This window comes from Vibrio sp. 10N.261.52.C11, from assembly GCF_041471405.1.
In the GTDB taxonomy this organism is placed as follows: Bacteria; Pseudomonadota; Gammaproteobacteria; order Enterobacterales; family Vibrionaceae; genus Vibrio; species Vibrio crassostreae_C.
Map to the genome: position 1 here is coordinate 88,120 of NZ_JBFROI010000014.1, position 13,769 is coordinate 101,888.

The following is a 13,769-nucleotide window of genomic DNA, read 5'->3' on the forward strand; positions in this document are numbered from 1 at the left end:
ACTAAGATTCAAAACGTAAACAGAAAGGAGAAGAACAATGAACAAATTACTACTTATTACCGCTGCAATGGCTGCTTCTATGAATGTTTCAGCTGCCTCTGTTGTAGAAAGCAACCCAACATTGGTTGGAGACTCATTTGGCTTTGTTGAAGGCCCTACATGGGATGTGGAACATCAACGTTTCTTGTTTAGCGATATTCCAAATAACACTACCTATTCTTACGATCTTAACGGTAAGTTGAGCGTTTTTGATGATAACTCTGGCTATGCCAATGGTCTCGATATTGATGCGAAAGGCAACCTTTGGGCAGCCCGCCATGATAGAAAGCTGTCGTACCGTGAGGGCAACGGAGAGAAAGTGATTGTCGCTGCAACGTATAACGGCAAACTGCTTAATAGTCCGAACGATTTAACCGTTAACAGTGATGGCAGCGTGTGGTTTACCGATCTTCCGTTTGGTATCCAAGGTTACGGCCCAGCAAAGGCAGAACCAGAGCAACCGGTTAATGGCGTTTATCGTTATTTAGATGGTGATCTAAAGTTGATCACCGGAGAGTTCAAGCTGCCAAACGGCATCGCTTTTTCTTCTGATGAATCTTCTTTATACGTTGCCGACACATCTGATGGCTGGGTATACCGATTTGATGTTGATGGAGAGTCACTCAGCAATAAGACTCAGTTTGCTCAAGTGAAGGCGGAGTCTGGCTCTGAACCTATGGTTGATGGTGTCGCTGTTGATGCCGATGACAACCTATTTGTTGCAGCGCACGGTGGCGTGGGTGTGTTCGATAAAGACGGTAAGCAGATAGACTTCATTGCTATTGATGCGGGCCATATCAGCAACCTAGAAATTGGCGGGAAACAGCAAGACTTACTGATGGTAACGGCATACAACAAAGTGTTGGTGTTCAAGCTTAAGTAACACCTTATACAAACGAAAATAAAAAAGGGACGGGTAGAAATACCGGTCCCTTTTCTCATTTGAATAGGTCGAAAGTGGGTTAGCTCGATGCGCTGCAAGGATACTGCTGGCAATTAAGACTTAGTCTGATTGGCTTCTATATCAAGCGCCGTTTGATTTGGCTTACTGAAGTACTTCTTCCACTTTATTGGCATCATCGGAATGACGATCAGGCTGATGCCGACAAGGGTCAACATGTCTGGAATTTCATCAAACCACATCACGCCAAATAAGGTCACGAACACCAACCCCGAGTATTCCGCGAGAGCAATTTGGTTTGCTGGTGCTTTTTTATAAGCCACCACCACAAGGGCATGGTATCCAAGAACGAACAGGTTGATTGCCATAATCCACCCAACATGACGCCATTCAATCGCCGCCCATGCAGGTAGAGCAAGAGCCAACGCCAGCGGTAGAGTCATCACACTGGTCCAAAATAGTGTCGAGATAATGTGTTGTTCTGCGTGAAGACGTTTAATCAAAATATTGCCGACACCCATCGCGAGCGCACTGCCTAACCCTGCAATAGCGGCCCAGTGAAATTGCTCTGGACGCAACACGATTAACACACCCACGAAACCAATCAATGTCGCCACCACTTTTGATGATGTCGGCTTCTCTTTCAGTAAAACAATAGAAAGCGGGAGCATAAGAATGGGCCCAACATAGAACATCGCATTTGCGGTCGCCAAGGTGAGGTGTGTGATGGCAATCATTGCGCAGCCACTACCTACTAGGATGAATTGAGCCCGTAAGAAGTTGATGCGACAGCCACCTTGCATGCGCGTCTCTCTGGGTAGCTTTAGCCAAAAAGGAAGCAGCAACATCACGCTCAATAGCTGGCGGATAAACACATATTGGAACGTGGGCACTTCGCCATTCAGTACTTTTAGTGAAACGTCTGAAAAGGAGGCGAGCAGGTTGGCGAATACTAAGAGCAAAATCGCGTGGTTGGTGGCTTTGGTCATACAGAAACGGCGCTACATATTTGTCATACAATTATGGGCGCACATAATACATGAGAATCGAAAATATGTAAGAACAAAAAACCAAGTAAGAACAATGTCGTTCGATGCTTAGTGATATGGGGTGCGAGATCTGCTATTACGACCTGAGTTCAGTAGGTGAGTGCCCAGTCCAATTCGGTATTTATCGAATAATCGAATGAATATGCAACAATATCAGCGCATTGGAGATCATCGCTGTTTGAGCCTACTTGGCAGAGAGACACTGTCGGGTAGGATCTCGCAGCTCAATAATGGTATTGCCTGTGTCTTTTCGTTTGAAAGCAGAGTCATTAACTTGAGCATTGCTGAAGTCAGTGCGAAACAAGTCGGCACGCAGTAAATCGACGTTGAGCATTTGGGCGTAACTCATGTTGGCGTTACGTAGGTCAGCATCGCGGAAGCTCGTATTGTTGAGGTTCGCGTGGCTGAAATTGGCATAGGTGATGTCAGCCTCATTCATGTTCGCACCCGATAAATCGGCGCCACTAAAATCAGTACGTATCAGGTTGGCGCAACGAAGGTCAACATCTTGAAGCGCTAGATTACTTAGATCGGTATTACCTAATTGTGCTCGTTCGCCGCCTTGGTTTTCCAACCACAATTTATGCTGATCTAAAATAGAATCGAGTTGTTGTCAGAGTTTGTTGGTCGAAAGCGAGATCAGTTTTAGGCGATTCAAAGAAAAGCAAACAACCAAGTTAGTCATCTCGGTTATTTGCTTTAGATTTGTTGCTTTTATGGTGAATGGACGAGCGCTTTTAGAGGTTAAAGCGTGTTTTTGTACACCTTGCCGTCTTTCATGATCAGTTTTTGTGTCTCTGTGTTCGCCACACAAGCAACACTTTCCAGTGGATTGCCATCGATGATCAATAGGTCGGCATACGCGCCTTCAACGATCTTACCTAGCTTGCCTTCTTGGTATGGGTGTCGATAAGTCGACATCTCGAACAAGCGTCCACAGTTTGATGTCGCCATGCGAAGTGCGGTGATGGTATCGAATACTTGCTCAATCGCACCAAGTTCATTCAATTGTGTCGCGTGAACGTTGGTTTCACCTACACAGTCAGTGCCAAAAGCGATGTTCTGAATGTCGTATTTCTTAATCAGTTCTGCTGACTTGAACATCGCTTTGCCTACGCGTTCTGTCTTGCGGTATGTCTCTTCATTTGGCAGCGGGATCTTACGCTTTGCAATCAATGAAGAGGTAAAGTAAGAAGGAATCACCCAAATGCCTTTCTCTTTAATGATCTCGGCAATGTCGTCGTCCATGATAGTCGCGTGTTCGAAAGACATCACGCCCGCTTCAGCGGCTCGGCGCATCGCATCAGAGGTGTGGATGTGCGCGGCAACATAAGTGCCATAATCAGAAGCGGCATCAACCGCGGCTTTCATTTCTTCTGATGTGAATTGCAACGTGTCTAGTGGGTCGAACGTTGAAGATGCGCCACCACCCGCCATGATCTTGATTTGAGAAGCGCCCATAAACAGTTGTTCACGCACAGCTTTTAATACTTCTGAACGACCATCTGCCACTTTCATGGCGCCAAGTTTCATCATAGGTGAATCTTCATGGCCGTTTGCTAAACGCTCTTGTGCTTGGTTTTGACGGTAATCTGAGTGACCACAAGTTTGCGAGATAGCCGCCATTGACGGAAGAATACGTGGGCCAGTGGCATAGCCCTTGTCGATGCTGTTTTTAAGGCCAAGCGTATTACCCGCCACGTCGCGAATGGTAGTAAAACCGCGCATTAACATCTCTTCTGAAATCTTTGCTGAGCGAATCGCCACTTCTTCACGCGTCATGGTATCAATGACATTGAATGGTGCAGATAAAGTGATATGAACGTGTGCATCAATCAGGCCTGGCATGACTGTACCGCCTTGAGCATCAATCGTTTCATCGGCAATCGTTGGGTCAATCTCTCCAATCTGAGGGATCAAGTTATCTTCGATGAGGATTGATACGTTCTCGATTAAGTTGTTATCAACACCGTTAAATACGTTCGCGTTAGTGATTAGCTTTTTCATAGTCTGCACCTTTTGGAAATGAGTGTGTGTCGCTGATGGGGTCATCATATGGGGCGCAGCATTTGAAGAATGGCCATTTGGTGACAAGCAATGACGAGACTTATCTTTTGGTGCTTTTCTATATTTCTAAGTTTTTCCTACTCGAACGTTAAGGTGTATTTCAAATCGTCGTCACCTTGTGTTGAGAATCAATTTACCGAACTGTAACTGGCTATAAAACGGAAGGCCTAAGGAAAATACTGAATGAGTTCATTGGCTTATAGGTCGAACGTTAAATTGACAATATCTTATAAAATGTTAAATCGGTGTCAGTATTTGGGGCTCTGACATTGGTCTGAAATTTAAGTTCGTTCTATGAGGCAACATCCTTACATTAAGATAAATATATGCTTAAGGATTAACTCATGAAAAAACAAAATATCTCGGCAGTCGCCCTTCTAGCACTGATTATTACAGGTTGTGGAGGAGAAAGTTCATCAGGAGGTGACAGCACAACGTCTAATAACGCTAATGTTCCAAGTAATCCAAGTAATCCAAGTAATCCAAGTAATCCAAGTAATTCAAGTAATCCGAGTAATACCGGCTCATCATCTACCTCTCAGCAGCCTGACATTAAAGCTCTTAGCAACAATATGATTTTTGCTATCGAAGGTTTTATCGAAGAAACGGATCCAATCAGAAATTTCTCATCTATTACCGTCAAAAATGAGCTGCCTGCGTTCAAGAGTGGAGATACTCAGAAGGTTGATGTGACTATCGCTGTACCAACAATCGTTATCGATAATGGCAGCAACTTTGTTAACGATTGGCACTGTTACGAAACCACAGGATTAAGCGCGCAAAGGAAGAATCATCAATTACTTGTGGACGGTACAATTTCTGAATATCGATACGATATGCAAAGTAACTCTTGTTCTAGTGAGCACTTGGGATCGTATGTGTTTAATGATGCGGTGTTCGACAGTTCGTTGGAATTTAAAACCGTTGGCAGCGTAGTTTCCAAAGATGGGAGCGGGATAGAGTCTAATTTACCTACTTACGATTTTATCGCTCAAGCTTATGGAGAGCAGTCAAAAGAGCGGTTTGGTGATTCTTGGGAATTATTACAGCGCGACAAAATTAACGCAGCAGCTAAGGAGGTTGGGGCCTCGATCTTTGAGTTGAACACTTCATCTGGAAAGATCGATTTGGATCTAGGTCAGCTTAATAGCGACACTCTCATCGATTTCGCTTCACTAGATACAAATCAATTATTGAATGGTGCGATTTGGGGGATGCCCGGTCAAGGCGTTGCCGATGAAAAATGGTGCCGAATTGTGAATATTCCAGAAGATCTAAGTCAGAACAGTATTAAGTATCAATCTGTTATTTCGACAAATTGTGCGAGGTCGACACAACGTTATTGTGATGCATTTGGTTCATCGTTTTCGAGTGGTAACTACCCACCAGCAGCTCCTATCGCTTGGGACAATAACACGGCAAGTAATGCCCAGTTGAATTCAGATGAGCAGTACCGAAGAGATGCTCAAGGTCACTTTGTTGTGAACAGTTCTGGTCAGAATGCGTTTGTCCTCTCATCCAATTCTGTTGTGATTCCTATTTTTGGTTACACCAGCCCGCGAAGTGATGGGCAAGTTAACAATGCTGGTCTTAATAGTTGGGCTGGTCACGAAGGTCACTGCCAAAACGTGATGAATAGCCGACACACAAAGATGGGGATTGGATACAAAGCCAGTAAGTCAGATGCATCGAAGATGTCTTATTGGACGCAAGATTTCAATTAACACACTCATTGCTTAAATAAAGGTCATCCATTTAGCGTCGCTATTCTTTCTTTAGTTGGTAGTGGCAGGTTACTTGGTAGTAGCAGATCACTCGAGAGTGCCATTTTACTTTACAGTGATACGTGGGCGATCAGGATTATTGAAGGTGGAGGGGCGAAGACACTATGACGATTCATTTGTGTTGTGAATGATTTTGAGTAGTGTCATGAAATGGTAAGTTTTGCTTCGATTCGAACGCTAAGATGTATTTCAAATCAAGGCTACTTATCAAATTAGAGAGAGACAGAATGATTAAATCAGACAAAGTTTACGGGTTCAACACACCACAACGTCTATTCGTAGGTTACACGTTAGCCGTGCTGGTGGACTTGGTCGTACTTAACTTCTTCGATGAGTACTGGGACTTCGTCAACATTGAGTCTTTCACTATCTCTTTGATTGCGGCGTTGTTGTTGAAGCTCTCTATTGGTTTAGAGCACAAGATTGCCGAGCACTTCAAAAGCAAGCCGGGCACCGCGCCTAAGGTTTACCGAGCAATCACCACTTATATCATCTTGGTGGGCTCAAAATTCGTGATGCTAGAAGCGATTAACCTTCTGTTCGGAGATAAGGTGAGTTTTACCGGCCCTTGGGGCGGTGTTGTCGCGTTCTTCGCGGTGGTATTTACGATTCTGGTTGCTGAAGTGATTGTATCGAAGATCTACTTTGCTCTGGATGACAAACAAGATTCAAATGTGAAAGCGCTTAAAGAGACCAACGCGTAACACAACATAAAATACCTATGTGAATAACAGACGAGCCAGCTGAATAAGCTGGCTCGTTTTCGTTTGAGTTGCGATAACCAATTCGATACGCTAATTGGCTTTATTTTTCGTAAACCACATCCCCGCGTAACACCGTCATCAACACCTGAGTCTTAGCGATTTGTCTTGCTGACACTGTGGTGATGTCGCGTTCGAGAATGGCGAAGTCAGCGGATTTCCCCACCTCAATAGAACCTGTTACGTCTTCAATTCCAAGACTTTTGGCGGCATTGAGTGTGTAAGCATCAATCGCGGTATAAATATCAGTTAGGCCGGTTTTGCCCATGATTAAGCTGTTCGCGATGCCGACCAAAGGGTTGATGTCGTGTACATTCCAATCACTGCTTAAGGTGATATTCGCGTCGGTCTTGAGTATCGCGTCGAGGTTCATCATGGCTTTGGCACGGCGAGCACCAAGAAAAGCTTCGGCCCATTGGTGTTGATGCCTTGCAACGTAATCAGAGCCGACTTGGAAATCTGCGGTCACGTCTAATTGGCGAAAGCGTGGCACATCTTCATCATTGATTAATTCGACATGGGTTAGGATGTAGGGTTTGGTTGAACCTTGTTTGCGAATACTTTCTATCGCATCAAGAGATTCACGAATCGCTCCATCACCAATGGCATGAATGTGGGCGCTAAAGCCGATTTTCTCGAGCGCAGTTAGCCACTCCTTCATTTGTTCTGGTGGAATATAGTTCAAGCCATTAGGAGACTGGGGCAGATAAGTATCTAAGTAGGGCGCGAGTGTTTTGGCGGTGCCGTTGATGAAGATGCCATCGCTGTACATTTTCACCTGATCGACAAGTAACAGACGGCTTTTATCGTCGGAATACATCTTCTCAAAGACTTCTAATTGAGAAGGCATTGCCATCGATGGATACACCCAAGGGCGCAGCGATACACGCGCCGTTAAGTCTTGATTTTGCTCGGCCTCTAGCCAAACGTCATACCAACCTCGTTTCCAATACATGCGACCGTCACCAATGGTGGTGATGCCGTGGGCTGCCGCTTCCTCAAGTCCGAACATTAACCCTTGGTAGCTTTGCTCAAACAGCTCGCTTTGGCTGTTCCAAGCCATCTCCATCACTTGATCGCCAGCATTGTCTAATAAGATGCCGTTAAGTTTTCCGCTATCAGAATCTTTTAAATAGGCACCGCCTTGTGGGTCTGAAGATTGTTGGCTGATTCGAGCGATTTTTAGTGCTTTTGAGTTGACCCACATCGAGTGTGAAGTCTGCTCCATGATCACCACTGGGCGATCCGGGAAGATACTGTCGATGATCTCTAGCGGTGTATAGTCAGAGTCGCTATCGAGCGTTGCTTCTAAAGAAAAACCATAACCCATTAGCCAACCTCTGCCATCGGTATCAGCATTGATCTTACACGCTTCTAAGTAGGGGATTTGCTCTTCTAATGTTGCTTCAGAGTCGAGTTCACAATTGCCACCCAGCTCTGAGGCGGCTTCAAACACATGGTTATGGTTGTCAATGAACCCCGGCAAGACAAAGGCATTGTCTAGATCAATGACATCAGTGATTTGCCCTTGAAAAGTTTGCGCCTGTGATTGGTTACCGATAAAGATGATCTTGCCTTTGTGGGTAACGATCGAGTCTGACTCGCGATGCCCATATATATCTGCATTGGTAAAAATTTGGTCAGCACTTTGGCTTTTAACAGTTGTTTGCGCTTGAACTGCTGTTTGTGTTTGAACAATAGTGTTGGCTTGTGCAAGCACCGGCGCTACGGCCGATAAGCTTGCGAGTAATGCTATCCATGCAGTGCGTGACAGAGTGAGCTTGTTATTCATTATTATGTCTTCCATGTTCCACTGTTTAGTAAGTATAGAAAGCGAGTGGCCAGAATCATATCGTGAATTTTTAATAATAAAGTGTCCTTGATTGCTCTCTTGTTTGCATGTAATTCCAATATCTTTTGAGGTGGTTGTGGGAATACAGCTCATGAATAAAGGATTACGAATCCATTCGCAGACTAAACGATTCACATAAGGTTCTGAATAAATTACAGTTAAGTGAACTATAAAAATGGATTTAACGTATTACCAAGGATGTAAGTTTATGTTTTCACGAGACTTACTCGCATTACTAATAAAAACAAGTCGAGGTTAGGATGAAAAAAATATTATTGCTGCTTAGCGTGATCTTATTGGGTGGTTGTGTTGGCATGCCCGAAACGGTTAAGCCTGTTCAACAGTTTGAGTTGGAACGATACCTAGGGAAATGGTACGAAGTGGCTCGTTTGGATCACTCGTTTGAGCGCGGCTTAAGTAATGTGAGCGCTGAATACAGCCTGCGTGATGATGGTGGCGTGAAGGTGATTAACCGTGGATACTCTGCCGAAGAGGGTGAGTGGAACGAAGCGGAAGGAAAAGCGTACTTCGTTGAAGGCTCTGAACAAGGCTATTTGAAAGTGTCTTTCTTTGGCCCTTTCTACGGTGCTTATGTGGTGTTTGAATTGGACAAAGAGGGATACCAGTACGCGTTTGTTTCTGGCCCTGACACCGATTACTTATGGCTGCTTTCAAGAACACCAGAAGTTGCGCCAGAGGTGATGGAGAAGTTCAAAAGCATGTCTAAAGAGCGTGGCTTCAACACTGACAAGTTGATTTTTGTAGAGCACACAAAATAACGATTTCTGGCTTCTATTTGTCTTTACCTAACTTTACGTATTTACCCTATAAAACGTAATGATATTAGGCGAAAATAGCATCAAGTTTAGAGACATAAAGTGGTCATTATGAGTAATTCGTTATCGAAAAAGACTGTTTTTTTCCATTGGCTTACCGGTATTTTGTTCCTTGTCGTGTTTGTGATTGGACTTCAATTTGAAGGTATGCCGCGAGGCCCCGAAAAAGGTGAGTTGATGGGGCTACACAAATCGTTGGGTTTGATTGTTTTAGTTGTCGCACTTTCACGCTTGGTATTGCGTTTTAAAGAGGGCGCAATTGAGAGTGTTGCCGTATTGACGAGAGCACAAGAAATCGCAGCGAAAAGTGTTCACCACTTCTTATTGTTGGTGACGTTGGCGATGCCAATTTCTGGTGCTGTGATGAGTGTTGCTGGTGGGCGTGCATTAGACGTGTTCGGTTTCGAGCTTATCGCTGCTGGTGAAAAAACCGAATGGTTACAGTCTGCGGCTTCTTTTGTTCATGTCAATTCAGTGAACCTGATTATGGTGGCACTTGCTCTGCATGTATTAGGCGCATTGAAGCATCAGTTTGTCGATAAAGATGGCACGCTAAGTCGTATGCTTGGTCGCTCATAGCCTGACGTTAAAGTTAACGATTTAATACGAAAACACTCGGCATATACCGAGTGTTTTTTTGTTTGTGCTATCTGAACTCATTGGTTAAGCTTGCTTGCGAACCTGCAACACGCTCAGTATTGATAGAAACAGGAAGAACGCAGGATCACTCCAGCCAAAGCCAACAAAGATTCCTGTAAACGCCGCATACAATGTGATGATAGCGCCGAGCATATTCGTAACCACCAAACCTTGGATGAGCTTTTTAGCTGACACGCCAGGTTCAATGTCTCTAAGCAACCAGCTTATCGCTGCGATACCACCCAAAAAGATACTGGTGTGTTGAGAGAGAAAGTAAGCGTACTTATCATTAATTTCCACGCCGTACATGGGCCACATTACCGTTGGGATAAAAAACAGTGCGATGGCAAACCCTGCGTAAATAATGCCGTGTAGGCTAAGAAAAGTTTTGTTGTTCATTACGTATCTCTCTATTTATTACTTAGCGACTTAGCTATTCAGTATCTTTGTTGTCATTCAGCGAATGAACAAGTTTGATTAACCGTTGATTGGGCCTTTATTAATGGTAGTTAATGGCTGATTGACGTCAAAAATCACCCCACGTACTTCGTCGACACCCATCTCTTTTAAGCGAGCGCTATGCATCGCTAGGTAAGTCTCTGCACTGAGTTGGTCTTCAAAAAGGTAGACACCACCGCCCAGTTTTTCAGCTTCGTTCTCTGTCCAGATTTTCCAGATCATGCCCGGTTCGTTGTTAATAGACTTTGCTAGGTCAACGAGTGCGTTTGACATCTCTTCACCAAATGGGCCGCTAAATTCAAAATCGACTTGTAATAATTTCATGGTTATTTCTCCAAACAGTTACTTGGTATTGCGCTGAGACTCATGGTCATTTCGCAAAACGTAGGGGGCTTGATTGCCTGTTGGAATAGATATTACCTGTAAAAAACAGACAGAAAAGTTCATAATATAGTTATTAACTGTCAGGATTTTAGACCGATGAGATTGAAAACCACCCTCGACCAATGGCAAACCCTTTACGAGATTGACCGCGCAGGCAGCATTCAGGCGGCGGCAGTGCAATTGAACAAGAGCCACACCACGCTGATTTATGCGCTGAGAAAATTGGAGGACCAATTAGGCGTGACTTTAGTGCAGGTTGAAGGTCGTAGGGCGGTATTGTCGGAGGATGGGAAATCACTGTTGCGCAGTGCAAGCAGTATGTTGGAACAAGCTCGCGAGCTAGAGTTGATCAGTGAACAGCTAGCGAAAGGTGTTGAGTCTGAAATTGTGGTTGCTGTTGATCACTTGTGCTGCCTTGAACGCCTTTATCAACCAATGGCTACATTTTTGACGGAGAACAACACCACATCGATACAAGTGATTGAAACGTCTCTGTCTAAAACAACGGAAATGGTGACTCAAGAACTGGCTGATGTGGCTATCATCAACTTGCCTATTACTAATTACTCAGCCGAAGCCTTTGGTTTTACGATGATGGAGCCAGTAGTTGCTAGCTCACATCCGTTAGCAAGTGCCGTTTCAGTGTCGTTGAATCAACTGTCGTCTTTGCCGCAAATTGTGGTGCGAGATTTAGGTACACGATCTAATCAAGGCACTAAAAGCCAAGGGAACAAACAGGATGTGGGTTGGTTGAAGTCGAGTCAGCGCATTACGGTGGATAATTTCGATCATGCGTTTGGCGCGGTAGAGCAGGGAGTCGGTTATTGTCGACTACCAAAGCACATTGTTGAAAGTCGAGGTAGCGACAAGCTCACTGTGTTGAATGTCGAAAATGGCAGTGGGTATCACGTTCCGCTGCACCTGACTTTACCAAAAGGAGCCAAGACAGGCCCTGCTGCTAAACGTTTCTATGAGTTACTTCTTGAGTCAGCTTCAAATGCGAGCTAACGGTTAAATATTCTAAGATTAACGAGGCTGGTTGCCGTTCAAGAATAGCGCGACACATTCGCGAGTGTAGTGAAGTCTTTCTTCTTCAGATTCTCCGCTATCGTGTCCGAAGAATCCCCAATACGCCGATTTGCCGTGAAACATCAGCAACAGTTGGCGTGCTGCAATGACTGGCGAGCTTGATGTCGACAGTGTGAGATCACCAGAGTCTATTTTCGACTGCAAATAATCAGCAAGTAACTTGGTGGTTTTCTGAGGCCCAGTTTCTAAATAGATAGAGGCGATCTCTGGATGCGTATTCGCTTGGCTAATGGCATTTTGAAAGGTTTGTCTAGATTGTTCATCAAGTAATAAATCCTGAAACTTCACACCAAATTTCACCAACTCATCACCCACCGCAGCATCCATATCAAAGGCAGCAGGACTGAGTTCTCGCTCCGCACACTTGGTTTGCATGCAGGTTTCGAAAAGTTCGTCTTTGTTTTTAAAGTGAGAGTAGACCGTTTGCTTAGAAACGTTCGCTGCTTTGGCTATCTGGTCCATATTGATCTTGAAGCCATGTTCAGAGAAAAGTTGGCTGGCTGCGGTTAAGATCTGCGATCTCTTCTGTTCACTCTTGATGATTTTAGTCACGTGCTTGCTTCTCGTTACTTAGTGTTGTCTCGTTACCTAGTTTGTCTCTTTGCTTGGTGCCTGTTGGTGCTCAGTTCTATGTGTCTCGTTTTACGCTAAGCATTATGCTTTTTGTGATGGTTTTATCAATCATTAACGATGAAACTTATTTTTAACACAATCAAACTAGACAGTCTAGTTTGATTTGGTTAGTCTAAAAAAAGAACATAATTGAGTACCGCATAGGAACAGTACGTATGTATAAATTGATGAAGGGAAGCGCAGTGGCAGTGGCGTTGTCGGCTTTTCTTGTTGGATGTGGCGAAAAGGAACAAGCCCAAGAGTCGGTTGATTCAACCTCTGAAACGGCATCGAGCGTCCAAACTATTTTAACCGTGGAAACGATGGCCTTGGCGCTGTCTTCCTCTTATGCAGTACAACGCGAATATGTCGGTGTGGTTAAGGCGGGTCAACAGGCCAATTTAGGTTTCGAGTTGGCCGGAAAAGTAAACGAGATTCTGGTGGATGTCGGTGACACAGTCACAACGGGTCAGCCGTTGATCAGACTGGATACCCAACTTTTGGAAACCGAGTCTAGCCAACTGAAAGCGCAGGCTGAAGAAGTCAAAGCTCAATTGAGTTTGGTGGCAGCGAACCTTAAACGTCAACGTTCATTGAAAGCGAAAGGCTTCAGTGCCGAAGCGGAGATTGATTCTCTCACCAGTGAGCAACGCGTATTGCAGGCGAACTTGTTGCGCATCGATGCATCGGTAAAAGGCAATGAACTGAAATTGGTGAAGTCGACAGTGCTTGCGCCTTATTCTGGAACCATCGCGACGCGCTTTGTTTCGCTCGGAGATGTGGTGAATGTGGGTAATCCAACTCTTACACTGCTCGCTTCTGAGGGCAAAGAGGCCTTCATCGGTATTCCTGCTCACCAAATGCAAAAAGTCACCTCACTTTCTTCGCCTAACATCCGAGTTGGGAGAACAGATTATGCCGTGGAGCTATTGAATCCCGGCGCAATGGTCGACACCCAATCTCGCAGTGTCGGTTTGCGTTACCTATTCCCTGAACAATCATCGGTATTGGAAGGGCAACTTGCCTACCTTAAATTTGATGAGCAGATTGATGACTCAGGTTACTGGGTGCCATTAACGAGTTTGATTGATGGATTGCGCGGTGTGTGGAACATCTTTGTGATTGGTGAAGACAATAAGGTTGAACGTAGAAGTGTTCAGGTGTTGTTTGCCAACAATCAACAAGCGTACGTGAGTGGGGCGATTGAAGACGGTGAACAGGTCATCGCCAGTGGTTTACATCGCTTAGTTCCGGGCCAAATCGTGAAACCAGTCAGTGCGGCTGAGTAGGTAATAGT

General features: G+C 44.7%; 14 protein-coding genes. 7 read left to right on the forward strand and 7 right to left on the reverse strand.

From position 1 onward, the window contains the following. Nucleotides 1-37: 37 nt before the first annotated feature. Nucleotides 38-922, forward strand: coding sequence for an SMP-30/gluconolactonase/LRE family protein (locus tag AB4323_RS05765; RefSeq protein ID WP_372151897.1), 885 nt, complete (start codon nt 38-40; stop codon nt 920-922). 113 nt (nt 923-1,035) lie between these two features. Here the strand turns inward: AB4323_RS05765 and AB4323_RS05770 are convergent, their stop codons facing one another. From AB4323_RS05770 to AB4323_RS05780, 3 genes are all read right to left on the reverse strand, one after another. Then, complete coding sequence (locus tag AB4323_RS05770; RefSeq protein ID WP_017060188.1) at nt 1,036-1,929, reverse strand: DMT family transporter; 894 nt, start codon at nt 1,927-1,929, stop codon at nt 1,036-1,038. 244 nt (nt 1,930-2,173) lie between these two features. Then, entirely contained in the window at nt 2,174-2,569 is a 396-nt protein-coding gene (locus AB4323_RS05775; protein WP_017060189.1) for a pentapeptide repeat-containing protein, read from the reverse strand. 164 nt (nt 2,570-2,733) lie between these two features. Continuing rightward, entirely contained in the window at nt 2,734-3,996 is a 1,263-nt protein-coding gene (locus AB4323_RS05780; protein ID WP_372151899.1) for an amidohydrolase family protein, read from the reverse strand. A 404-nt stretch (nt 3,997-4,400) separates the two neighbouring features. Between AB4323_RS05780 and AB4323_RS05785 the strand changes: the two genes are divergently transcribed. Both AB4323_RS05785 and AB4323_RS05790 read left to right on the forward strand, forming a co-directional pair. Then, the gene (locus tag AB4323_RS05785; RefSeq protein ID WP_372151901.1) at nt 4,401-5,780 is read left to right on the forward strand and encodes a CAP domain-containing protein; all 1,380 of its coding nucleotides are present in this window, start codon (nt 4,401-4,403) and stop codon (nt 5,778-5,780) included. Between the two features lie 287 nt (nt 5,781-6,067). Further along, nucleotides 6,068-6,544: a hypothetical protein gene (locus tag AB4323_RS05790; RefSeq protein ID WP_065584369.1), complete on the forward strand. Its 477-nt coding sequence runs from the start codon at nt 6,068-6,070 to the stop codon at nt 6,542-6,544. Nucleotides 6,545-6,644: 100 nt separating this feature from the next. Here AB4323_RS05790 and AB4323_RS05795 read toward each other — a convergent pair whose 3' ends face one another. Next, nucleotides 6,645-8,393 carry an amidohydrolase gene (locus AB4323_RS05795; protein ID WP_372151903.1) on the reverse strand — a complete coding sequence of 583 codons (1,749 nt, stop codon included), beginning with the start codon at nt 8,391-8,393 and terminating at the stop codon, nt 6,645-6,647. Nucleotides 8,394-8,713: 320 nt separating this feature from the next. On the opposite strand from AB4323_RS05795, the gene AB4323_RS05800 reads away from it, so the two are divergent. Further along, nucleotides 8,714-9,232 (forward strand): lipocalin family protein, encoded by a 519-nt coding sequence (locus AB4323_RS05800; protein WP_102429133.1) that lies wholly within the window; start codon nt 8,714-8,716, stop codon nt 9,230-9,232. A gap of 108 nt (nt 9,233-9,340) precedes the next feature. Continuing rightward, a complete protein-coding gene (locus AB4323_RS05805) occupies nt 9,341-9,868 on the forward strand; it encodes a cytochrome b (RefSeq protein WP_372058587.1) in 528 nt (175 codons plus the stop codon). Nucleotides 9,869-9,952: 84 nt separating this feature from the next. Here the strand turns inward: AB4323_RS05805 and AB4323_RS05810 are convergent, their stop codons facing one another. Beyond that, nucleotides 9,953-10,327 (reverse strand): hypothetical protein, encoded by a 375-nt coding sequence (locus AB4323_RS05810; RefSeq protein WP_372058585.1) that lies wholly within the window; start codon nt 10,325-10,327, stop codon nt 9,953-9,955. A gap of 78 nt (nt 10,328-10,405) precedes the next feature. Then, nucleotides 10,406-10,711 carry a monooxygenase gene (locus tag AB4323_RS05815; protein ID WP_108086737.1) on the reverse strand — a complete coding sequence of 102 codons (306 nt, stop codon included), beginning with the start codon at nt 10,709-10,711 and terminating at the stop codon, nt 10,406-10,408. A gap of 156 nt (nt 10,712-10,867) precedes the next feature. Between AB4323_RS05815 and AB4323_RS05820 the strand changes: the two genes are divergently transcribed. Continuing rightward, on the forward strand, nt 10,868-11,779 hold the full coding sequence (locus AB4323_RS05820) for a LysR family transcriptional regulator (RefSeq protein ID WP_372151905.1): 912 nt from the start codon (nt 10,868-10,870) through the stop codon (nt 11,777-11,779). A gap of 18 nt (nt 11,780-11,797) precedes the next feature. Here AB4323_RS05820 and AB4323_RS05825 read toward each other — a convergent pair whose 3' ends face one another. Continuing rightward, nucleotides 11,798-12,412, reverse strand: a complete 615-nt coding sequence (locus tag AB4323_RS05825) for a TetR/AcrR family transcriptional regulator (protein ID WP_004736309.1) — start codon at nt 12,410-12,412, stop codon at nt 11,798-11,800. A 236-nt stretch (nt 12,413-12,648) separates the two neighbouring features. Here AB4323_RS05825 and AB4323_RS05830 point away from each other — a divergent pair, with 236 nt between their 5' ends. Next, entirely contained in the window at nt 12,649-13,761 is a 1,113-nt protein-coding gene (locus AB4323_RS05830) for an efflux RND transporter periplasmic adaptor subunit (RefSeq protein ID WP_372058581.1), read from the forward strand. Nucleotides 13,762-13,769: the final 8 nt, after the last annotated feature.

Excerpts from the sequence above, each read along its gene's own strand:
- AB4323_RS05820 (WP_372151905.1), top strand. The coding sequence starts at position 10,868 with ATGAGATTGAAAACCACCCTCGACCAATGGCAAACCCTTTACGAGATT.
- AB4323_RS05810 (WP_372058585.1), bottom strand. The coding sequence starts at position 10,327 with ATGAACAACAAAACTTTTCTTAGCCTACACGGCATTATTTACGCAGGG.
- AB4323_RS05770 (WP_017060188.1), bottom strand. The coding sequence starts at position 1,929 with ATGACCAAAGCCACCAACCACGCGATTTTGCTCTTAGTATTCGCCAAC.
- AB4323_RS05815 (WP_108086737.1), bottom strand. The coding sequence starts at position 10,711 with ATGAAATTATTACAAGTCGATTTTGAATTTAGCGGCCCATTTGGTGAA.
- AB4323_RS05765 (WP_372151897.1), top strand. The coding sequence starts at position 38 with ATGAACAAATTACTACTTATTACCGCTGCAATGGCTGCTTCTATGAAT.
- AB4323_RS05785 (WP_372151901.1), top strand. The coding sequence starts at position 4,401 with ATGAAAAAACAAAATATCTCGGCAGTCGCCCTTCTAGCACTGATTATT.
- AB4323_RS05800 (WP_102429133.1), top strand. The coding sequence starts at position 8,714 with ATGAAAAAAATATTATTGCTGCTTAGCGTGATCTTATTGGGTGGTTGT.
- AB4323_RS05805 (WP_372058587.1), top strand. The coding sequence starts at position 9,341 with ATGAGTAATTCGTTATCGAAAAAGACTGTTTTTTTCCATTGGCTTACC.
- AB4323_RS05790 (WP_065584369.1), top strand. The coding sequence starts at position 6,068 with ATGATTAAATCAGACAAAGTTTACGGGTTCAACACACCACAACGTCTA.
- AB4323_RS05830 (WP_372058581.1), top strand. The coding sequence starts at position 12,649 with ATGTATAAATTGATGAAGGGAAGCGCAGTGGCAGTGGCGTTGTCGGCT.
- AB4323_RS05795 (WP_372151903.1), bottom strand. The coding sequence starts at position 8,393 with ATGAATAACAAGCTCACTCTGTCACGCACTGCATGGATAGCATTACTC.
- AB4323_RS05780 (WP_372151899.1), bottom strand. The coding sequence starts at position 3,996 with ATGAAAAAGCTAATCACTAACGCGAACGTATTTAACGGTGTTGATAAC.